15 protein-coding genes are annotated in these 21284 nt (G+C 74.7%); 10 read left to right on the top strand and 5 right to left on the bottom strand.

Going from position 1 to position 21284, the window contains the following annotated elements; all coding sequences use genetic code 11:
* Nucleotides 1-11: 11 nt before the first annotated feature.
* On the top strand, nucleotides 12-1715 hold the full coding sequence (locus ACZ6ZT_RS25980; RefSeq protein ID WP_469722319.1) for a proline--tRNA ligase: 1704 nt from the start codon (nucleotides 12-14) through the stop codon (nucleotides 1713-1715).
* Nucleotides 1716-1731: 16 nt separating this feature from the next.
* On the opposite strand, the gene ACZ6ZT_RS25985 is transcribed toward ACZ6ZT_RS25980, so the two are convergent.
* From ACZ6ZT_RS25985 to ACZ6ZT_RS26000, 4 genes are read right to left on the bottom strand one after another with little or no spacing between them, the layout of a single operon-like run.
* Entirely contained in the window at nucleotides 1732-2685 is a 954-nt protein-coding gene (locus tag ACZ6ZT_RS25985; RefSeq protein ID WP_469722320.1) for a slipin family protein, read from the bottom strand.
* Nucleotides 2686-2728: 43 nt separating this feature from the next.
* Nucleotides 2729-3631 (bottom strand): aminoglycoside phosphotransferase family protein, encoded by a 903-nt coding sequence (locus tag ACZ6ZT_RS25990; RefSeq protein ID WP_469722321.1) that lies wholly within the window; start codon nucleotides 3629-3631, stop codon nucleotides 2729-2731.
* Nucleotides 3632-3647: 16 nt separating this feature from the next.
* Nucleotides 3648-4103, bottom strand: a complete 456-nt coding sequence (locus ACZ6ZT_RS25995; RefSeq protein WP_469722322.1) for a DUF4439 domain-containing protein — start codon at nucleotides 4101-4103, stop codon at nucleotides 3648-3650.
* Nucleotides 4100-4651 carry a hypothetical protein gene (locus tag ACZ6ZT_RS26000; RefSeq protein ID WP_469722323.1) on the bottom strand — a complete coding sequence of 184 codons (552 nt, stop codon included), beginning with the start codon at nucleotides 4649-4651 and terminating at the stop codon, nucleotides 4100-4102. The genes ACZ6ZT_RS25995 and ACZ6ZT_RS26000 overlap by 4 nt, the downstream gene beginning before the upstream one ends.
* 156 nt (nucleotides 4652-4807) lie before the next feature.
* Between ACZ6ZT_RS26000 and rimP the strand changes: the two genes are divergently transcribed.
* The 9 genes from rimP (at nucleotide 4808) to ACZ6ZT_RS26045 (ending at nucleotide 19067) form a co-directional block, all read left to right on the top strand.
* Nucleotides 4808-5320 carry a ribosome maturation factor RimP gene (gene rimP / locus ACZ6ZT_RS26005; protein ID WP_469722325.1) on the top strand — a complete coding sequence of 171 codons (513 nt, stop codon included), beginning with the start codon at nucleotides 4808-4810 and terminating at the stop codon, nucleotides 5318-5320.
* A 2-nt stretch (nucleotides 5321-5322) separates the two neighbouring features.
* Nucleotides 5323-6423: a transcription termination factor NusA gene (gene nusA, locus ACZ6ZT_RS26010; protein WP_469722326.1), complete on the top strand. Its 1101-nt coding sequence runs from the start codon at nucleotides 5323-5325 to the stop codon at nucleotides 6421-6423.
* 134 nt (nucleotides 6424-6557) lie between these two features.
* The gene (locus ACZ6ZT_RS26015) at nucleotides 6558-6845 is read left to right on the top strand and encodes a YlxR family protein (protein ID WP_469722327.1); all 288 of its coding nucleotides are present in this window, start codon (nucleotides 6558-6560) and stop codon (nucleotides 6843-6845) included.
* Between the two features lie 155 nt (nucleotides 6846-7000).
* Entirely contained in the window at nucleotides 7001-10135 is a 3135-nt protein-coding gene (gene infB, locus ACZ6ZT_RS26020) for a translation initiation factor IF-2 (RefSeq protein WP_469722329.1), read from the top strand.
* 153 nt (nucleotides 10136-10288) lie between these two features.
* On the top strand, nucleotides 10289-10582 hold the full coding sequence (locus ACZ6ZT_RS26025; RefSeq protein WP_391697787.1) for a DUF503 domain-containing protein: 294 nt from the start codon (nucleotides 10289-10291) through the stop codon (nucleotides 10580-10582).
* 28 nt (nucleotides 10583-10610) lie between these two features.
* Nucleotides 10611-11063, top strand: a complete 453-nt coding sequence (gene rbfA / locus ACZ6ZT_RS26030; RefSeq protein WP_469722330.1) for a 30S ribosome-binding factor RbfA — start codon at nucleotides 10611-10613, stop codon at nucleotides 11061-11063.
* A complete protein-coding gene (gene truB, locus ACZ6ZT_RS26035; protein WP_469722331.1) occupies nucleotides 11060-11992 on the top strand; it encodes a tRNA pseudouridine(55) synthase TruB in 933 nt (310 codons plus the stop codon). The genes rbfA and truB overlap by 4 nt, the downstream gene beginning before the upstream one ends.
* A 317-nt stretch (nucleotides 11993-12309) precedes the next feature.
* The gene (locus ACZ6ZT_RS26040; protein ID WP_469722333.1) at nucleotides 12310-17988 is read left to right on the top strand and encodes a hypothetical protein; all 5679 of its coding nucleotides are present in this window, start codon (nucleotides 12310-12312) and stop codon (nucleotides 17986-17988) included.
* A gap of 119 nt (nucleotides 17989-18107) precedes the next feature.
* The gene (locus ACZ6ZT_RS26045) at nucleotides 18108-19067 is read left to right on the top strand and encodes a bifunctional riboflavin kinase/FAD synthetase (RefSeq protein ID WP_469722334.1); all 960 of its coding nucleotides are present in this window, start codon (nucleotides 18108-18110) and stop codon (nucleotides 19065-19067) included.
* Between the two features lie 84 nt (nucleotides 19068-19151).
* Here the strand turns inward: ACZ6ZT_RS26045 and ACZ6ZT_RS26050 are convergent.
* A partial coding sequence (locus ACZ6ZT_RS26050; protein ID WP_469722335.1) for a MinD/ParA family ATP-binding protein occupies nucleotides 19152-21284 on the bottom strand: 2133 nt, incomplete at its 5' end.

The raw sequence follows: 21284 nt of genomic DNA on the forward strand, positions 1-21284 counted from the left end.
AGGCTCCCGGCATGTCAACGCAACACGTGCAGCGCATGTCCCGCCTCATGGCCAAGACCCTCCGCGAGGACCCGGCCGACGCCGAGACCCTCAGCCACCGCATGCTGGTCCGCGCCGGATACGTCCGCCGCAGCTCCGCCGGGGTGTGGACCTGGCTGCCGCTCGGCAAGCGGGTCCTGGACAACGTCTCCCGCATCGTCCGCGAGGAGATGGACGCCATCGGGGCGCAGGAGGTGCTGCTCCCGGCCCTGCTGCCCAAGGAGCCCTACGAGGTCAGCGGCCGCTGGTCCGAGTACGGCGACCTGCTGTTCCGGCTGAAGGACCGCAAGGGCGCCGACTACCTCCTCGGCCCCACCCACGAGGAGATCTTCACCCTCGTCGTGAAGGACCAGTGCACGTCCTACAAGGACCTGCCGGTCATGCTGTACCAGATCCAGACCAAGTACCGCGACGAGGCCCGGCCCCGTTCCGGAGTGCTGCGCGGGCGCGAGTTCCAGATGAAGGACTCCTACTCCTTCGACGTCTCCGACGAGGGCCTGGCGGAGTCCTACCGGCTGCACCGCGAGGCCTACGTCCGCATCTTCGAGCGCCTCGGTCTGGACCACCGGATCGTCTCGGCGGTCTCCGGCGCGATGGGCGGCTCGGCGTCCGAGGAGTTCCTCGCCCCGGCCGCGGCGGGCGAGGACACCTTCGTGGACTGCCCCTCCTGTGACTACGCGGCCAACACCGAGGCCGTGACCTTCGCGCTGACCCCCGTCACCGCCGAACACCCGCCCGTCGAGGAGGTGGACACCCCCGACACCCCCACCATCGAGACGCTGGCGGCGCACCTGGGCGTGCCCGCCTCGGCGACCCTGAAGAACCTCCTGGTCAAGGTCGACGGCGAGATCACCGCCATCGGCGTCCCCGGTGACCGCGAGGTGGACCTCGGCAAGCTCGGCGAGCACCTGGCCCCCGCGGTGGTCGAGCTGGTGACGGCGGAGGACTTCGCCGACCGCCCCGACCTGGTACGCGGCTACGTGGGCCCGCAGGGCCTGGGCAAGGTCCCCTACCTCGCCGACCCCCGCGTGGCGCCCGGCACTTCCTGGGTGACCGGCGCCAACAAGCCGGACACGCACGCCCGGCACGTGGTGTGCGGCCGGGACTTCGAGGTCGACCGCTACCTGGACGTCGTCGTCGTCGAGCCGGGCGACCCCTGCCCCGCCTGCGGCAGCGGACTGCGCCTGGACCGGGCCATCGAGATCGGGCACATCTTCCAGCTCGGCCGCAAGTACGCCGATGCCTTCGGGCTGGACGTGCTCGGCAAGGAGGGCAAGCCGGTCCGGGTGACCATGGGCTCCTACGGCATCGGCGTCTCCCGCGCCGTGGCCGCCCTCGCCGAACAGAGCGCCGACGAGCGGGGCTTGTGCTGGCCCGCCGCCGTGGCGCCGGCCGACGTCCACGTGGTGGCGGCGGGCAAGGCCGTACCGCTGGCCCTCGCCGAGGAGGCCGCGAACGCGCTGGCCGGCGCCGGGCGTCGGGTCCTGCTCGACGACCGGCCCGGCCTCTCCCCGGGCGTGAAGCTCACCGACGCGGAGCTGATCGGCGTCCCGTGGATCCTGGTGGCGGGCCGCCGCTCCGCCGACGGCGTGGTCGAACTCCAGGACCGCGCGGCCGGTACCCGCGAGGAACTCCCGCTGGACGAGGCCCTGTTGCGGCTGACCGCGCGGTCCTGACCCGCGCGGCACCGGGCTACGCGCCCCGCCCCTCCTCCGGCTCCGCCGGGGGTGCCGGCGGGGCGTCAGGGGCCGGTTCGCCCGGGGTGAGTTCCGCGGTGGCGGGCTCCGGCGGCAGCGCGGGAGGCGGCGCCCCCGGTGCGGCCGGCGTCGGCGTCGGAGCCGGTCGCTGAGCCCCGCCGACGGCCGCGTCCGGGGATCCCGGCGCGGACGGCGCGGCGCGCTCCAGGAAGCGCAGGAGTTCCACCGGGAAGGGCAGCACCAGCGTCGAGTTCTTCTCCGCCGCGACCGCCACCACCGTCTGGAGCAACCGCAGTTGGAGCGCCGCCGGCTGCTCCGACATCACCGCCGCCGCCTCCGCCAGCTTCTTCGAGGCCTGGAGCTCCGCGTCCGCGTTGATCACGCGCGCCCGGCGTTCACGGTCCGCCTCCGCCTGCCGCGCCATCGACCGCTTCATCGTCTCCGGCAGCGACACGTCCTTGATCTCGACCCGGTCGATCTGCACGCCCCAGCCCACCGCCGGACTGTCGATCATCAGCTCCAGCCCCTGGTTGAGCTGCTCCCGGTTCGACAGCAGATCGTCCAGGTCGCTCTTGCCGATGATCGACCGCAGCGAGGTCTGGGCCATCTGGGAGACCGCGAAGCGGTAGTCCTCGACCTCGATGAGCGCGCTCGCCGCGTCCACCACCTTGAAGTACACGACCGCGTCCACCCGCACCGTGACGTTGTCCCGGGTGATGCCCTCCTGGGCCGGCACCGGCATCGTCACGATCTGCATGTTCACCTTGCGCAGCCGGTCCACGAACGGCACCACCATCGTGAAGCCCGGCCCCCGGACGCCCTCGCGCAGCCGGCCGAAGCGCAGCACCACGCCCCGCTCGTACTGCTTCACCACCCGGGCCGCGGCGCCCAGGTACACCGCCGCGCCCGCGGCGGCCGTGATTCCCACTGTCAGGAGTTCCTCGACCATGGCAGCCCCCTGCCGGACATATACCTCTTACTTACGGTATGCCCTACAACCAGGCCGCGAACTCCAGCAGCAGCTCCGCGTCCCGGCGCCGCCCCGCGGCCAGCGCCCGCATCCCGGACTCCACCGCCCGGAACACCGTCCAGCCCCGCAGCCGGTCCCGGTCCACCTCCAGGGAGTCCGCCAGCCGGTTCACCCGCCGCCGGGCCCCCGACGCCCCCGCCGACGTCGCCACCTGGTCCTCCAGCCGGTCCCTGACCAGCCGGGCCAGGTCATAGGCCCGCTCGCCGACCAGCGGATCCGGGCCCACCGTCAGCCAGGGCGCCCGCTCCCCGGCCAGCACCTTGCCCTGCCGGAAGGCCCCGTGCAGCAGCAGCTCCTCGCCGGGCGCCGCCGTCAGCTCCTCCCGGACCGCCAGCGCCGTGTCCGCCAGCGCCCGCACCTCCTCGGGCGCCGCCCGCAGCGCCCCGCCCTGGCGCTCCGTGCGCTCGGCCACCGTCTCGAAGGGGTGCCCGGGCGGCGGCGCCACCCACAGCCGGCGCAGCGTGCCGCACGCCTCCAGCAGGGCCTTGGCGTCCGGCAGCGAGCGCAGCGACACCTCCGGGTGCAGCCGCTCCAGCAGCAGGCCCCCGTCCTCCTCGTGGTGGCGCGAGTCGAGGACCCGTACGGACCCGAAACCGCCCCAGTGGGCGAGCGCGGCCAGCTCCCGGTCGGGCCGGGCGCCCGGCGGCGCCAGCTTCAGCGCGGCCGGGGTGCCGTCGGCGTACCGGACCAGGAGCACCAGGCTGCTGCGGCCGCCCGGGGCCTGGACCCGCTGCGCCTCGACCTCCCGGCGCTCCAGCGCCTCCTTGGCGAGCACGGGCAGCCGCCCCAGCCAGTCGCTGTCCTGCGCCGTCGCCGGCAGCTCGCCGAGCGCCCGTACGAGCCGCTGCGGCGGTTCGAAAGCCATGCGTGCGTGGTCCCTTTCAGCCGGCCGGGGCCCGGTCGGAGCGTTCCGCGAGCCCTGGGAAGGCTACGCCGCCCCCGCGCCAGCGTGCCGCGCGCACGGCCGCGGCGCTCAGCGCGTCCGCCGCGTCGCGGCGCAACTGGCCGTCCGCCGCCCGGACCAGGTCGGAGTACGCCCCGGCCACCCGGTCCTCGATCACCGCCGCCAGCCGCTCCGTGTCGTCGGGGGTGCGCAGCTCGAACGGCAGGGCGTACGCGGCCTCGGCGGCCACCGGCGCGCCGCCCAACTCGCGCACCTTGCGGGTGAGCGCGTCCCGGCGGGCCAGGTGGTTCCCGTACGCCTCGCGGGCCTCGGTGGCACGGGCCGCCGCGACCCGGGCTCCGATCACCCCGTACCCGTACGCGGCCGCGTGCTCGGCGGCCAGGGCGGCCTGCGCGGCCTGCAGGGAGCGGCCGGCGGCGGGTTCGGGCTTCACGAGTCGGCTCCCGGGGGCGTCGAGGTCAGCAGGTACGTGTGGACGGCGCCGCAGGCCGCGACGGAGGCCAGCATCCGGGCCAGTTCCCCGGGCGCCCCGGCCAGCGCGATGGTGCGCGCCTGGGACAGGCTCCGCTCCGCGTCGGCGAGCGCGCTCAGCGCCTCGGCGGGCTGCGCCGGTACGGCGTCCCGGGCGGCCGGCGGCGCCGGGGGGGAGGCCGAGGGGGAAGCCGAGGCCGAGGGGGTGCTCCCGGCGGCGGGTTCCGCGAAGGCCAGGGCCGCCGTGTGCGCGGCGACGGCCGCGCGCAGCGGCGCGAGGCGCTCCGCCAGCGCGGGGTGGGCGGCCGAGGTCGCGTCGTAACGTTCCAGCAGCCGCGCACTGTCACGAACGGCGCCCTCGCGCATCCGCCGTTCGAGTGAAACTCCGGTGTCGGCCCCCGCCGGGCCGCCGTCACCGGTGCACCCGGTGAGCAGGGCGCCCCCGGCCGCACCGGCGGCTCCGGCGAGCAGGGTTCTTCGCGAGGGCCGCAAGGGCTGGGTCCAGGGCACGGCGCCGTCCTCGGGTGTGGCGGGGCAGGGGTGTGATCACGGTACCCGGGGGGCCCGTAGACGGCGCGGACGGCAACACCCTCCGCGACCGGATACCCTTTGACCTGACACGCGACGGAAAACCACAACAGCACACGCGGCCGAGGAGTCACCCGGATGAGCACCACCCAGAGCGACAGGCTGCGCGGACTGCTGGAGCCGCTCGTCGCCGCCAAGGGCCTGGACCTCGAAGACATCGAGATGTCCAAGGCGGGCAAGCGCCGGATGCTGCGGATCGTGGTGGATTCCGATGAGGGCGTGGAGCTGGACGCCTGTGCCGAGCTGAGCCGTGAGGTCTCCGACCTGCTCGACGATTCCGACGTGATGGGTGAGGACGAGTACGTCCTCGAAGTCAGCTCCCCGGGCGCGGACCGCCCCCTCAGCGAGCACCGTCACTACGTCCGGGCGATCGGCCGCCTCGTGAAGTTCCAGCTGTCCGCCGAGGACGAGAAGGGCGCCGGGGAACTGATCGCCCGCATCCTCGACGTCGACGACGAGGGCATGGACCTGGAAGTACCGGGCGTGAAGGGCCGCAAGGCGACCGCCCGCCGCATCGCGTTCACCGACATCGCCAAGGCGCGTGTCGAGATCGAGTTCAACCGCAAGGACAAGAAGGAAGAGGAGGCGTAGCCGTGGACATCGACATGAGTGCCCTGCGGGGTCTGGTCCGGGAGAAGGAGATCTCCTTCGACCTGCTCGTCGAGGCGATCGAGTCGGCCCTCCTCATCGCGTACCACCGCACGGAGGGCAGCTTCCGGCGCGCCCGCGTCGTGCTCGACCGCACCAACGGTCACGTGGTCGTGTGGGCGACGGAGGACCCGAGGGACCTCGAAGAGGGCCAGGAGCCCAAGGAGTTCGACGACACGCCGTCGGATTTCGGGCGGATCGCCGCGACGACCGCCAAGCAGGTGATCCTCCAGCGTCTGCGCGACGCCGAGGACGACCTGACCTTCGGCGAGTTCGCCGGCCGCGAGGGCGACGTCATCACCGGCGTCGTCCAGCAGGGCAAGGACCCCAAGAACGTACTCGTCGACATCGGCAAGCTGGAAGCCATCCTGCCGGTGCAGGAGCAGGTTCCCGGCGAGGAGTACACGCACGGCCTGCGCCTGAAGGCGTACGTCGTACGGGTGGCGAAGGGTGTCCGCGGTCCGTCCGTGACCCTCTCGCGCACCCACCCCAACCTGGTGAAGAAGCTGTTCTCGCTGGAGGTCCCGGAGATCGCCGACGGCAGCGTCGAGATCTCGGCGATCGCCCGCGAGGCCGGTCACCGCACCAAGATCGCCGTCCGGTCCACCCGTTCCGGACTGAACCCCAAGGGCGCCTGCATCGGCCCGATGGGCAGCCGTGTGCGCAACGTCATGGCCGAGCTGCACGGCGAGAAGATCGACATCGTCGACTGGTCGGACGACCCGGCGGAAATGGTCGCGAACGCCCTCTCACCCGCCCGGGTGAGCAGGGTCGAGGTCGTGGACTGGGACTCGCGCTCGGCGCGGGTGACCGTGCCCGACTACCAGCTGTCGCTGGCCATCGGCAAGGAGGGCCAGAACGCCCGCCTCGCCGCGCGGCTCACCGGCTGGCGCATCGACATCCGGCCGGACACCGAGGAGTCCGCGGAGGGCGACGGCGAGCGCGGCCAGGGCCGCGACGGCGACCATCAGGACCGCGGCCAGGGCCGGGACCAGGGCCGGGACCAGGACCGTCACGACCGCGGTCAGGGCCGGGGCCGGGAATAAATCGCTACCGGCCGGAGGTTCCCGGCCGGTAGACAGGGACCGAAAACATTCGAAAGTCCCTCAGAAATCACCATGACATCCGTTCGATTTTTCACCTGAAGGGGTGAGGTCGCTACGGGGAGGTAGACTTAGGCGTGTCTGGCCGGACGCAAGCCCGCGCATGCCCCGAACGCACCTGTGTGGGGTGTCGGGAGCGAGCGGCCAAGAGCGATCTGCTGCGCATCGTGGCGGTAGGGGACGCATGCGTCCCCGATCCGCGCGGTACGCTGCCCGGCCGGGGTGCCTACGTGCATCCCGCCGAGGTCTGCCTCGACCAGGCGGTCCGTCGCAGAGCGTTCCCCCGGGCCCTCAGGTCCGCAGGAGCGCTCGACACGACGGCACTGCGCACGGCTCTGGCCGCACCGGCCGAGGCGACAGCGTAAGACGTAAGAAGTAGTACGGCACGGATACCCCGTGCGGTCAGGTACCTCGCGAGTTGGAAGTAGGTCGAGATTGCGATGAGCACTCGATGAGTACGCGATGAGTACGCCCATGAAGTAGCGACGGTCCGGCGTAACCCGGACCTAAAAGGAGCGAAGTGGCTAAGGTCCGGGTATACGAACTCGCCAAGGAGTTCGGGGTGGAGAGCAAGGTCGTCATGGCCAAGCTCCAAGAACTCGGTGAATTCGTCCGTTCGGCGTCCTCGACGATCGAGGCGCCGGTTGTACGCAAGTTGACTGACGCACTGCAGGGGCCCGGCGGCAACGCCGGCAAGTCCGCTGCGAAGCCCGGCGCGCCCCGCAAGGCCGCGCCCGCAAAGCCCGCGGCGCCCTCCCCGGCCGCCGCGGCACGTCCCGCTGCCCCGAAGCCCGGTGCGCCGGTGGCCCCCAAGCCGCCCGTCGCCGAGGCTCCGGCCGCCAGCGCCCCGGTGACTCCGGCCGCATCCGGCCCGCGTCCCGGTCCCAAGGCTCCGGCCGCCCCGAAGCCCGCTCCGGCGGCTCCCGTGGCGACCGAGTTCTCCGCGCCTCCGGCGGCCCCGGCCGCCCCGGCGGCGCGCACCGAGCGTCCCGCCGCGGCCCCCGGCCCCCGTCCGGCGCAGCAGCGTCCGGAGCGTACGGAGCGTCCGGCGGCCCAGGGTGGTCAGCCCGGCGCCCGTCCCGGCGCCCCGCGTCCGGCCGGTGCCCCCGGCACCGGCGGTCAGGCCCCGCGTCCCGGCGGTCAGGCCCCGCGTCCGCAGGGCGCCCGTCCGGCGGGTCCCCGTCCGGGCAACAACCCCTTCACCTCCGGCGGCTCCACCGGCATGGCGCGCCCGCAGGCGCCCCGTCCGGCCGGCGCCCCGCGTCCCGGTGCCCCCGGCGCCGGTGGCGGCCAGGGTGCTCCGCGTCCGCAGGGCGGCCCCGGCGGCGCTCCGCGTCCGCAGGGTGCCGGTGCGGGTCGTCCGACCCCGGGCGGCATGCCCCGTCCGCAGGGCGGCGCCCCGCGTCCGGGCGGTGCCCCCGGTGGTAACCGTCCCAACCCGGGCATGATGCCGCAGCGTCCCGCTGCCGGTGGTCCCGGTCCCCGTCCCGGCGGCGGCCCCGGTGGCCGTGGTCCCGGTGCGGGCGGTGCCCGTCCCGGTGGTGCCGGTCGTCCCGCGGGCGGCGGCTTCGCCGGTCGTCCGGCCGGTCCGGGCTCGCGTCCGGGCGGCGGCGGCTTCGGCGGCCCGCGTCCCGGTGGCGGCGGCTTCGGCGGCGGTCCGGCCGGTGCCGGTGGCGGCGGTCGTCCCGGCTTCGGCGGGCGTCCCGGTGGTCCCGGTGCCCGTGGTGGCACGCAGGGCGCCTTCGGTCGTCCCGGCGGTCCGGCCCGTCGTGGCCGCAAGTCCAAGCGTCAGAGGCGCCAGGAGTACGAGGCCATGCAGGCCCCGTCCGTCGGCGGCGTGATGCTGCCCCGCGGCAACGGCGAGACCGTTCGCCTGTCGCGCGGTGCGTCCCTCACCGACTTCGCGGAGAAGATCAACGCCAACCCGGCCTCGCTCGTCGCCGTGATGATGAACCTCGGCGAGATGGTCACGGCCACCCAGTCCGTCTCCGACGAGACGCTGGAGATGCTGGCCGGCGAGATGAACTACACGGTTCAGATCGTCAGCCCGGAGGAAGAGGACCGCGAGCTCCTCGAGGGCTTCGACATCGAGTTCGGCGAGGACGAGGGCGGCGAGGAATACCTCATGCCGCGTCCGCCGGTCGTGACCGTCATGGGTCACGTCGACCACGGTAAGACCCGACTGCTCGACGCCATCCGCAAGACGAACGTCGTCGCGGGCGAGGCCGGCGGCATCACGCAGCACATCGGTGCGTACCAGGTCTCGACCGAGGTCAACGACGAAGAGCGTCGCATCACCTTCATCGACACCCCCGGTCACGAGGCGTTCACCGCCATGCGTGCCCGTGGTGCGAAGTCGACCGACATCGCGATCCTCGTGGTCGCGGCCAACGACGGCGTCATGCCGCAGACGATCGAGGCGCTGAACCACGCCAAGGCCGCCGGCGTCCCGATCGTCGTCGCGGTCAACAAGATCGACGTCGAGGGTGCCGACCCGGTCAAGGTGCGCGGTCAGCTCACCGAGTTCGGTCTGGTCGCCGAGGAGTACGGCGGCGACACGATGTTCGTCGACATCTCCGCCAAGCAGGGTCTGCACATCGACTCCCTGCTGGAGGCCGTCGTCCTCACCGCCGACGCCTCGCTCGACCTGCGCGCCAACCCCGAGCAGGACGCTCAGGGTATTGCGATCGAGTCCCACCTCGACCGCGGCCGCGGTGCCGTCGCCACCGTCCTCGTCCAGCGCGGTACCCTCCGCGTCGGCGACACGATGGTCGTGGGCGACGCCTACGGCCGAGTGCGCGCCATGCTCGACGACAAGGGCAACAACGTCGAGGAAGCGGGTCCCTCGACCCCCGTCCTGGTCCTGGGTCTCACCAACGTCCCCGGCGCCGGCGACAACTTCCTCGTCGTCGACGAGGACCGCACCGCCCGTCAGATCGCCGAGAAGCGTGCTGCGCGTGAGCGCAACGCCAACTTCGCCAAGCGCGTCCGCCGGGTGTCCCTGGAAGACCTCGACTCGGTCCTCAAGGCCGGCCTGGTCCAGGAACTCAACCTCATCATCAAGGGCGACGCGTCCGGTGCGGTCGAGGCCCTGGAGTCCTCGCTGCTCCAGCTGGACGTCGGCGAAGAGGTCGACATCCGCGTCCTGCACCGCGGTGTGGGTGCGGTCACCGAGTCCGACATCTCGCTGGCGATGGGCTCCGACGCCATCGTCATCGGTTACAACGTCCGTGCGGCCGGCCGTGCCGCGCAGATGGCGGACCGCGAGGGTGTCGACGTCCGCTACTACTCGGTGATCTACCAGGCCATCGAGGAGATCGAGGCGGCCCTGAAGGGTCTCCTCAAGCCGGAGTACGAAGAGGTCGAGCTCGGTACGGCGGAGGTCCGCGAGATCTTCCGCTCGTCCAAGCTGGGCAACATCGCGGGTGTCCTCATCCGCTCCGGCGAGGTCAAGCGCAACACCAAGGCGCGGCTCCTGCGCGATGGCAAGGTCATCGCCGAGAACCTCACCATCTCCGGTCTGCGCCGCTTCAAGGACGACGTCACCGAGATCCGCGAAGGCTTCGAGGGCGGTATCAACCTCGGCTCCTTCAACGACATCAAGATCGACGACGTCATCGCGACGTACGAGATGCGCGAGAAGCCCCGCGCGTAAGCGCGAGGCGGTTCGCACCGTGTCGTAAGCCCGGGGCCGGTCGGCGGAATATCCGTCGATCGGCCCCGGCCGTTGCGTGTACGGTTCTGGTGACCCTGCCGCGCGACGGCCGGCAGGCCACCGAACCCGCACCGGCGGGATATCCGGAACTGCATGTACGTGGGGACTCTGTCCTTCGATCTGCTCCTCGGCGACGTCCACTCGCTGAAGGAGAAACGCTCCGTCGTCCGGCCCATCGTCGCCGAGCTCCAGCGCAAGTTCGCCGTGAGCGCGGCCGAAGTGGGTGACCAGGACCTGCACCGCAGGGCCCGTATCGGGGTCGCTCTGGTCAGCGGGGACACGGGGTTCCTCTCGGACGTACTGGACCGCTGCGAGCGGCTGGTCGCGGCGCGTCCTGAAGTGGAGCTGCTGTCGGTGAGACGGCGGCTGCACGGTGATGAAGACTGACTGCAAGACATAAGAAGGAGACGGACCAGTGGCCGACAATGCGCGGGCGAAGAAGCTGGCGGACCTCATCCGGGAGGTGGTGGCCGAGAAGCTGCAGCGCGGCGTCAAGGACCCCCGCCTCGGTACGCACGTGACCATCACGGACACCCGGGTCACCGGCGATCTGCGGGAGGCCACGGTCTTCTACACGGTCTACGGCGACGACGAGGACCGGGCCAGTGCGGCCGCGGGCCTGGAAAGCGCCAAGGGCGTGCTGCGCTCCGCGGTCGGCCGGGCGGCGGGAACCAAGTTCACGCCCACCCTGACCTTCGTCGCGGACGCCCTCCCGGAGAACGCCAAGACCATCGAGGACCTCCTGGAGAAGGCGCGGACCTCCGACGCCCAGGTGCGCGAGGTGTCCTCGGGCGCCCAGTACGCCGGCGACGCCGACCCGTACAAGAAGCCGGACGAGGACGACGACGAGGACGCAGCCTCCGAATGAGCGACAACGCAGGGAAGAAGCCCGGGGGCACCTCCGGGCCCGAGGCCGGGGGACTCGTCATCGTCGACAAGCCCTCCGGCTTCACCTCGCACGACGTGGTCGCCAAGATGCGCGGGATCGCCAAGACCCGTCGCGTCGGCCACGCCGGCACGCTCGACCCGATGGCGACGGGCGTCCTCGTCCTCGGCGTGGAGCGGGCCACCAAGCTCCTCGGCCACCTCGCGCTGACGGAGAAGGAGTACCTCGGGACGATCCGCCTCGGGCAGAACACCCTGACGGACGACGCCGAGGGCGAGATCACCTCGTCGGCCGACGCCTCCGGGGTGACCCGCGAGGCCGTCGACGCGGGGATCGCGAAGCTGAGCGGCGAGATCATGCAGGTCCCGTCGAAGGTCAGCGCCATCAAGATCAAGGGCGTGCGCTCGTACAAGCGCGCCCGCGACGGCGAGGACTTCGAGATCCCGGCCCGTCCGGTGACCGTCTCGTCCTTCCAGGTCTACGACATGCGGGAGGCGGAGGCCGAGGACGGCACCAAGGTCGTCGACCTCGTCGTCTCCGTGGTCTGCTCCAGCGGTACGTACATCCGCGCCCTCGCCCGCGACCTGGGCGCCGACCTGGGCGTCGGCGGGCACCTGACGGCGCTGCGGCGCACGCGGGTGGGCCCGTACAAGATCGACCGCGCGCGGACGCTGGACCAGCTCCAGGAGGAGCTGACCATCATGCCGCTCGGCGAGGCCGCGGCGGCCGCGTTCGCGCGGTGGGACCTGGACTCCCGGCGGGCGTCGCTGCTCGCGAACGGGGTGCGGATCGAGATGCCGGACGAGTACCAGGACGGCCGGACGGTCGCGGTGTACGGGCCGCAGGGGCAGCTGCTGGGGCTCGTGGAGAGCAAGGGCGGCAAGGCGAAGTCGCTCGCGGTGTTCGTCTGAGGCGTCGTTGTTTCACGTCGTCGCTTGCGGCGTCGTCTGCGTCGTTGTTTTGCGTCGTTGTTCTGGTCGACGTTTCGGTCGACGTTTTGATTATTGACGTGGAGCGGTGAGCGCACATGGACCGCTGCTCACCGCTCCACGACCCCCCTCGGGTAGGTCTTTATCCACCCGGAGCCCCGTATTCACCCGTCCGAGCAGGCGCTCGGAGTGAATGGAGGGAGCGTAGGGGGGCGCTTTCGCTTCGCGTGCTTTTCTTGCCGATCTTCACTTGCCTACCGTCGTGACCACGGGGTCCCGCGGCAGGGAGTGGTGCGGCGATGACGGACGAGGTCACAGGCGGTGCGAGCGGCGGTACCGGGGCGGAGCCCGGGGGGTTCGGCGCGGATGCCGGCGGGGCGGGCGGGGGTTCGGCGGAACTCGTGCGGGTCTGCGACGAGGCCGGGCGTCCGCGCGGCGGCGGGTTCGTCGCTGACGACCGCGGGACGGTGATCACCAGCCACGAGGCCGTCACCGGACCGGCCCGGGTGGTGCTGCACGGCCGGGGGGACCGGCGCCGGCCGGTGGACCCGGAGGACATCACCGCCCTGCCGGAGCTCGGACTGGCCCTGGTGCGCACCGACGGGCTGGGGCTGCGGCCGCTGCCCGTCGCGATGCGCGAGGTGATCGCTCCGGGGACGTACGTACGGCTCCCCGCGCGGGGCTGGCGCCAGGCGCGGGTGCTGACGGCGGGTGCGGAGGCGGGCTACGGCGCGGGGGGCCGCGTCCGTGTGGCGCCCGCCGCCGTCGAGTTGGCGATCGGCACGGCCGGCCGGGACGCCCTGAGGTACGGCGGCGGGGCCAGTGGGGGGCCGGTCCTCGACGCGGAGTCCGGAGCGGTGCTCGCGGTTCTCGGCACCGCTCCCGCCTCGGAGCACCACGCTTCCGGGACCTTCGCCATTCCCCTGCGCGCGGCTGCCGCGGCCGCTCCCGGCGGTCCCCTCGCCGACCTCCTCGCACGCAACTCCGCCACCGTGCCGGGATACGGGGCGGACCTCAACCTCGCGGGCGCGCTGGAGCTGACGGCGACCACCCTCGGCGCGGCGTTCCCGCCTGTCGGCGGAGCCGGGCCCGCGGGGGAGCCCGTGCCCCGGCCCGGGATCGCCGCCGCGCTGGCGGCCTTCACCGCCGGGGACCACCCGGTGCTCGGCCTGGTCGGCCTGCCCGGCAGCGGCCGCACCACCGCGCTGGCCGTCCTGGCCGCCGACCGGGCGCGCGGGCCGCGCCCGGCGCCCACGCTCTGGCTGCGCGGGGCCGACCTGCGCGAGGAGGACGCCTCGCTGGCCGACGCGGTGACGCGGGCGCTCCTGGCGGCGGGCCGGATCGTCGGCGGGGGTGCGGGGGCCGGGGGTGTGGCCGAGCGAGTCGCCGGGCTGGTGGCCGCCGCCGGGCGGGCGCTGCTGGTGGTGCTCGACTCCCCGGAGGAGATGCCGCCGGGGCTCGCGCACCGCCTCGCGCCGTGGACCGCGGCCACCGCCGGATGGCTGCGCGGGACGGGGGCCCGGCTGGTCGTCGCCGCCCGGCCCGAGTACTGGGAGCGGGCCGGGGCGCTGTACCCGCCCGAAGCGCTGCACATTCCGGCCCGTGCCGCCCGGTGGCTGCCGCCCGCGCTGCTCGTCGGGGACCTGACGGAGGCCGAGGCGCGGACCGCCCGGGCCCGTCTGGGGATCCCGGACGACGCCGTGCGGGACGCCGACGCCCGCCATCCCCTCACCCTGAGCCTGCTCGCGGACCTTCGCGCCGCCGGGGTCACCGCCGGGCGCCCGGGCCGTGACGAGGTCTTCGCGGGACACCTGGCCCTGGCGGCCCTGCGCGTGGCCGTCCGCATCGCCGCCGCCGACCGGCCGGGGGCCGGGGCCGGTGATCGGCTCGAAGGAGCTGCGCCTGCGGGTGGCACCGGGGCCACCGGCGCCGGCCAGGGAGCTGCGGGTGGCCGGGAGGAGCGCCCGGGGCGCCCGGCCCCGGCCGGTCCACACCCCGCCGGGGCCGGGTCCCCCGAGGCCCCCGACCACGTGCCGGGCCCTGGCGGCCGGAGCTTCACGGCGGGCGCAGAGCCGGCGGAGGCCGCCGCCTCGGGATCCGCGTACCCGTGCGGTACCGGCACTTCGAGATTCGGCAACGGGGACGGCGCCCCGGGCGGCTCCAGTACCCGGGCGTCCGGCAGCGGGGGCGGTGTCACCGACGCCGCCTCCGAAGCTTCGGAACACCCTGTGGACGCGGGTTGCGGCGCGGGCGGTACCGGGCACCGGGCGTACCCCGCCGATGCCGGTGCCCGGGCGTTCGGCAGCGGGGGCGGTGTCACCGATGCCGCCTCCGAAGCCCCGGAACGCCCTGCGCACGCGGGCTCCGGTACGGGCCGTACCGGGCACCGGTCACACCTCCCTGATGCCGGTGTCACGTACCCCGAGACCTGGCTCGGTGCCGGGCCCCAACTGCCCGGAGACGGCGGCCCGACGGATGCCGCCGACCGGGACTTCACGCCCCCGGCCGGCACCGGGAGCACGGGCATCGGCGACCCGGACGGCCCGGGCAATGGGACGCTCGCGAACCCGGGGGGCAGTGCCGACCGGGCGGGAGGCACGGGACACGGCGCTGCGGGCTCCGCCGCCCCGGCGGGAGCGGACGGTGCCGGGCTCACCGGTCCCGGTGCTGCGGAGTGCGGTAGCCCGGGGGGCGCCGGTGGCCCGGGACACGGAAGCGCGGGCGCCGTCGACCCGGACTTCGGGACTCCCGGCCCGGCTGGTGGCGCGGGCTCAGCGGGCACCCCAGGCAGGGGCGGTTTCAGCGGCGCCGCGGGCCGGAGAAGTGTCGGTGCTCCGGGCTTCGCGGAGGTCGGGTGCCCCGGCGGCCCGGGGTGGGCAGGAACCGGAGACTCGGGGTGCGGCGGCCCGTCGGGTGTCACGGCCCCAGGCTTCGGGGCCTCGGGCAGTGCCGGCGCTCCGGGTATCGACGGCCCGGGCCGCGTTGGCGGTGCGGGCGCCGGAAAAGCCGGAAGTTCCGGCGGCGCGGGTTTCGCGGACGTCGGGTGTCCCGGCGGCGCGGAGTTCGCGGAGACCGGGGATTCGGCGTTCGGGGGCCAGGGGGATGCCGTGCGCCCGGACCTCGGGGCCTTCGGTGGCGCCGGTGCTCCGGGCTTCGTCATCCCGGGCCGCGTCAGCAGTGCGGACGACGGGAAAGCCGGGGGTTCCGGCGAGACGGGGCTCGCGGAAGCCGGGGACTCGGGATTCGGCGGCGGCCAGAGGGACACCGTTGGCCCCAGCCCGGGGGCCTGGGGGAGTGCCAACGACCTGGAACCCGGGGCCGCGTGGGCTGATGGGGAGGCCGAGTCCGGGCCCGCATGGGGTGACGGGGGCACCGGATCCCGGGCCGCGCGGGGTATCGATGGCACGGAACCCGGGCCCGCGCGGGGCGCCGGTGGCGCCGAACCCGGGGCCGTGTGGGGAGACGGGTGCACCGGATCCGAGCCGGCATGGGGTGACGGGGGCACCGTATCCCGGGCCGCGCGGGGCATCGGTGGTGCGGAATCCGTGTCCGCCCGCGGTGACATGACCGCCGCCCCCCAAGCCACGTGGATTGACGGTGGCGCCCGATCCCGGGCGGCGTGGGGCGTCGGTGGCACGGATTCCGGGGCCACGCGCGGTGACGGGTGCGCCGAATCCGAGGCCAACCGGCGTGACGGTGGTGCCGGATCCCGGGCCGCGTGGGGTGACGGGGATGCCGGGTCGGGACCTGCCTGGGTTGACGGTGGCGCCGGTTCCGGGGCCGACCGGCGTGACATGGAGGCTGAATCCCGGGCCGCGTGGCATGACGGTGGCGCCCGATCCCGGGCCGCGTGGGGCGTCGGTGGCGCGGGATCCGCAGCCGCGTGGCGTGTCGGTGGCGCCGAACCCGGGGCCGCGCGGGGTGACGGGTGTGCCGAACCCGGGGCCGCGTGGCGTGACGGGGGCGCCGGATTCGGGGCCGCGTCGGGTGTCGGTGGCATCGAATGCAGGACCGGCAGCGGTGACATGGCCGCCGGCCCCCGGGCTGCCTCGGGCGGCGCCGGGGACGGGGGCTCGGGCGGGGACGGTGCCGGTGGTGTGGCCGGGACGGGGGCCGGGGCCGTGTATGGGCCCGGGGCCGTGTACGGGCCCGGGGTGGGGCGGTTGGCGGTGCGGGTGGCCGGGCGGGTGCACGAGGCGGCGCGGCGGTGTCTGGGGCGGGGGCAGCTGGAGCGGGCCGACTTCGAGGAGCTGTTCCCCTGGCGCACCGGCTGGGCCTCCGCCGTCCTCACCGAGGGCCTGCTCGTCCCCGCCGGCCCCGGCTACCGCTTCGCCCACGAGGAGTTCTCCGACTGGCTCCAGGCCACCCACCTCGACCTGCCCGCCGCCCTCGACGCCCTCGTGCACCACGGCCCCGCCACCCCCGGCCCGCCCGTCCCCCGCCACCGCGTCGGCCCCGTCCTGGAAGCCCTGCGGCGGCTGCCGCGGCCCGAGCTCCGCGACCGCCTGACCCGCCTGGTCGGCGCCCTCAACACCTTCGCGGAACACGGCCCCGTCCACCCCGACCGCGTCTGGTGGGCCACCCGGCTGCTGCGCGGCGCCCTCCTCGGCGCCGCCGACGCCACCCCGCTCCTGCCCGTACTGCACGCCCTCGCCGAGCACGTCTCCCGGGCCGGTCCCGGCGGCGACTTCGACGGCCGGTTCTGGAACCGGCTCCCGCTGTCCGAGTCCGACCGCCTCGACCTGCTGCGCCGCCTGCTGCCCGCCGACCACCGCTACCTGGAGGCCGCCGCCCGCCGGCTCACCCGCGCCCCCCGCCTCGTCATCCCCCTGGTCTGCGCCTGGTTCACCGACGAGCGCCGGCTGCGCGGCCGCCCCGGAGCCACCGTCGCCACCGCCGCCCAGGCCCTCCTGCACACCCACCGCGCCCTCGCCCCCGACGACCTCGCCGAGGCCCTGGTGAGCGCCGCGCACCCCCGCGCCGACGAGCTGCTCGCCGTACTCGCCGAGGACGAGCCCTCCGCCCTGTCCCGCGCCGCCGACCGCTGGGCCCACGACGAACGCCCCGGCCGGCGCGTCGCCGCGGCCGCCTACGCGCTCGCCACCGCCCCGCACGTCCGCCTCCCCGCCGACCGCGAGCTGCTGCGCCGCGCCGCCCGGGCGCTGCTCGCCCGTCCCGGCGACGTCACCCTGCACGGCACCGCCCTCGCGGTGCTGCTCCGCGACCCCCAGGTGCGGGCCCGCTACCTGCCCGCCGCCCTCGACTGCTTCCGCGACCCCGCCCGCGGCTCCCGGCTGCCCGCCACCGCCCTGGTCGCCGCGCTGCCCGTCCTGCCCGACCGGGACGCGGTGTTCGCCGCGCTGCGCGCCCGCGCCGACGGGGAGGTGCTCCGCGCCCTGGCCGCGCTCACCACCCCGGGCCTCGCCCGCCGCGCCGCCGACCTCGTACGGGACCACCTCGCGGCCCGCCCCGAGGACGCCCCGCACGCCGCCGCGTTCATCGACCGGCGCCTGGAACAGGGCCCGGCCGTCGGCCCCGTCGTGAAGCCCCTCGTCCTGGAGCTGCTGCGCTCCGCCCCGCCGCCGGTCCGGGCCGCGCTGGCTCGCGTACTGGCCGCGCCGGGCGGTGAGCCGTCGCGGGCGCTGCGGGGCGAGCTGGCCGACGTACTGCTGCGCGAGGAGGCCGATCCGGCCGTCCTGGGCGCCTTCCTGGAGGCCCTCGCCGCCGCGGCCTCCGCCCGCCCCGAGGACCGTACGCGCGAACTGCTGCGCCGCACCGGCCGGCGGCTGCTGCGCTCCCCGGGCGGGCCCGTCGTCTTCGAGCACCGCACGGTCGAGCTGTCCCGCGCCGATCCGGTCTTCGGCGCGCTGGTCGCCCGCTGGCTCGCGGAGGCCCGGGCCGAGGCCGCTGCCCTGCTCGGACCCGGCGCCCGGCGCACGGTCGAGGCCCTCGGCAGAGCCGCCCCGGAGGTGACATGAGGCAGCCCGCGGCCCAGCCGGACGCCGATGCGGGGCCCCGGCCACGGACATGGCAGTCTTAGACCTGCAATCGGAAAGCAGTTCAGGGACTCAACGGGTTCGGGCGAGGAGCGGTCACAGTGCAGCGCTGGCGTGGCTTGGAGGACATCCCCCAGGACTGGGGACGCAGCGTCGTCACCATCGGCTCCTACGACGGCGTGCACCGGGGCCACCAGCTGATCATCGGGCGCGCGGTGGCGAAGGCGCGGGCGCTCGGCGTGCCCTCGGTCGTCGTCACCTTCAGCCCGCACCCCAGCGAGGTCGTCCGGCCGGGCAGCCACCCGCCGATCCTGGCCCCCTACGACCGCCGCGCCGAGCTGATGGCCGGCCTCGGGGTGGACGCGCTGCTGATCCTGCCCTTCACGGCGGAGTTCTCGCAGCTCTCCCCGGCCGACTTCATCGTGAAGGTGCTGGTCGACAAGCTGCACGCGCGCGCCGTCATCGAGGGCCCGAACTTCCGCTTCGGCCACCGCGCCGCCGGGAACGTCGACTTCCTGCGCGAGCTGGGCGCCACGTACGACTACGAGGTCGAGGTCGTGGACCTGGTGGAGCGCGGCGAGGCGGGCGGTGGCGTGCCGTTCTCGTCCACCCTCGCCCGCAAGCTCGTCGCCGAGGGCGACATGGAGGGCGCGGCCGAGATCCTGGGCCGCCCGCACCGGGTCGAGGGCGTCGTGGTGCGCGGCGCGCAGCGCGGGCGCGAGCTGGGCTACCCGACGGCGAACGTTGAGACGCAGCCGCACACCGCGATCCCGGCCGACGGGGTGTACGCGGGCTGGCTGACGGCGGACGGCGAGCGGATGCCGGCGGCGATCTCGGTCGGCACGAACGTGCAGTTCGACGCCACCGAGCGGACCGTGGAGGCGTACGCGATCGACCGCGTGGGGCTGGACCTGTACGGGAAGCACGTGTCCGTCGACTTCCTCGCCTACGTGCGGGGGATGGCGAAGTTCGAGTCGCTGGACGGCCTGCTGGAGGCGATCGCGGACGACGTGAAGCGGGCGCGGGTGCTGACGGACGCGTACGACGGCGCCGGGCGCTGAGCCCGCGCGCACGGGAAGGCCCGTACGGTCCTGGGGACGGTACGGGCCTTCGTGCGTGCGGGGCCGCTCCGGCCGGCCCGGGCCTCAGCCGAGGCGGGGGTCGCGCGGGGGCTGGCCGGGGGGCTGCTGCCAGGGCTGGCCGGGCTGGGGGTAGGGCTGGCCGCCGTACGGACCCGGCTGCGGGTGCTGCTGCGGAGGCTGCGGCGGCTGCTGGTACGGGCCGGCGGGCTGCGGGGCCTGCGGGGCCTGCGGGGGCGGGGCGTGCTGCGGGTAGGGCTGGGGCTGCTGTTGCGCCTGCTGGGGGCCGCCCCAATGGGCCTGCGCCGCCTGCTGCTGCGCGCGTCCGAAGTCCTCCGCGACCAGTGCGGAGAGGGTGAAGTACGCCTCCCGCGTCTTCGGGCGCAACAGGTCGAGGTCCACCTCGGCGCCCGCCGCCAGGTGCTCGTCGAACGGCACCACGACGACGCCGCGGCAGCGGGTCTCGAAGTGCTGCACGATGTCCTCGACCTTGATCATCTTGGCGGTCTCGCGGACTCCGGAGATCACGGTGAGGGAGCGCGAGACGAGGTCCGCGTAACCGTGGGCGGAGAGCCAGTCGAGGGTGGTACTGGCGCTGCTCGCGCCGTCCACCGACGGGGTCGAGATGATGATCAGCTGATCGGCCAGGTCCAGGACTCCGCGCATGGCGGAGTAGAGGAGCCCGGTGCCCGAGTCGGTGAGGATGATCGGGTACTGGCGGCCGAGGGTCTCGATGACGCGGCGGTAGTCCTCGTCGTTGAAGGTCGTCGAGACCGCCGGGTCCACGTCGTTGGCGATGATCTCCAGGCCGGAGGGGGCCTGCGAGGTGAACCGCCGGATGTCCATGTACGAGTGCAGGTACGGGATCGCCTGGACCAGGTCGCGGATCGTCGCGCCGGTCTCGCGGCGGACGCGGCGGCCGAGGGTGCCGGCGTCGGGGTTCGCGTCGATGGCCAGGATCTTGTCCTGGCGCTCGGTGGCGAGGGTCGCGCCGAGGGCGGTGGTGGTCGTGGTCTTGCCGACGCCGCCCTTGAGGCTGATGACGGCGATGCGGTAGCAGGACATCACCGGGGTGCGGATCAGTTCCAGCTTGCGCTGGCGGTCGGCTTCGGCGGCCTTGCCGCCGAAGCGGAAGCCGGAGCGGGTGGGCTTGGGCTTCTGCTTGGCGCGCAGCAGGCGGTCCGAGGACAGCTCGACGGCGGCGGTGTAGCCGAGCGGCGCGCCGGGGCCCTGGCCGGGCTGCTGCTGGTACGGGCCCTGCGGCTGCGCGGTGTGCGGCTGGGCCTGCGGCTGCGGCTGCTGGGGCCAGGCGGCGGCGCGGGGGTCGGCGGGGGCCGGCTGCGGGGGGAACCCGTATCCCTGCGGGGGCTGCTGCCCGCCGGCGGGCGGGAACCCGTACCCCTGCGGCGGCCCCGAGGTCGGGAACGCGGGCGGCAGCGGCGGCAGTTCACCACCGGGGGCGTACGAGCCCTGCGGCGCCGCCGGTTGGCCGGGGTTCTGCGCCGGAGCCGGGAACCCACCCGGACCCTGACCCGCCGGGACGGCGTCGGCCGGAGCCTGCCCGGACGCGGGAGCCCAGCCGGCGGCCGGGCCCTCGACGGGCGCCGGAGCACCGGCCTGACCGGGGAAGGGCGCCGAAGTCCCGCCCCCGGGCGGAGCATCAGCCGGCTCCGCGCCCGGGGCTGCCCCGGCCTGCCCCGCGGCGGGGAACGGCGAAGCGCCCCCAGCGGACGCCGGAGCATCGGCCGGTGCGTGCCCGGCGACCGGGGACGGTGACGCGGTCTCACCGGAGGCCGGGGTGGCCGGGACCTCAGCGGATGCCGGGGCACCGGGCCGGACCGGGAAGGCCGACGGGGCATCAGCCGATACCTGCGCGGACGCCTCACCTGCAGGCGGGTACGACGGCGCGGGCTCACCGGACGGGGCCGGGGAGGCCGGTGGGGCCTCGGCCGAGCCCTGTCCGGAACCGGGGAACGGCGTGGAGGCCTCACCCGCAGGCGGGTACGACGGGGCCGTGCCCTGTCCCGGGCCGGGGAAGTGCGCGGACGCCTCACCCGCGGGCGGGTACGACGGCGCGGGCTCACCGGACGGGGCCGGGGAGGCCGGTGGGGCCTCGGCCGAGCCCTGTCCGGAACCGGGGAATGGCGTGGAGGCCTCACCCGCAGGCGGGTACGACGGGGCCGTGCCCTGTCCCGGGCC

Source organism: Streptomyces sp. NPDC102258, assembly GCF_055584685.1.

Excerpts from the sequence above, each read along its gene's own strand:
- ACZ6ZT_RS26040 (WP_469722333.1), top strand. The coding sequence starts at position 12,310 with ATGACGGACGAGGTCACAGGCGGTGCGAGCGGCGGTACCGGGGCGGAG.
- ACZ6ZT_RS26025 (WP_391697787.1), top strand. The coding sequence starts at position 10,289 with ATGTACGTGGGGACTCTGTCCTTCGATCTGCTCCTCGGCGACGTCCAC.
- truB (WP_469722331.1), top strand. The coding sequence starts at position 11,060 with ATGAGCGACAACGCAGGGAAGAAGCCCGGGGGCACCTCCGGGCCCGAG.
- ACZ6ZT_RS25985 (WP_469722320.1), bottom strand. The coding sequence starts at position 2,685 with ATGGTCGAGGAACTCCTGACAGTGGGAATCACGGCCGCCGCGGGCGCG.
- ACZ6ZT_RS25980 (WP_469722319.1), top strand. The coding sequence starts at position 12 with ATGTCAACGCAACACGTGCAGCGCATGTCCCGCCTCATGGCCAAGACC.
- rimP (WP_469722325.1), top strand. The coding sequence starts at position 4,808 with ATGAGCACCACCCAGAGCGACAGGCTGCGCGGACTGCTGGAGCCGCTC.
- ACZ6ZT_RS25990 (WP_469722321.1), bottom strand. The coding sequence starts at position 3,631 with ATGGCTTTCGAACCGCCGCAGCGGCTCGTACGGGCGCTCGGCGAGCTG.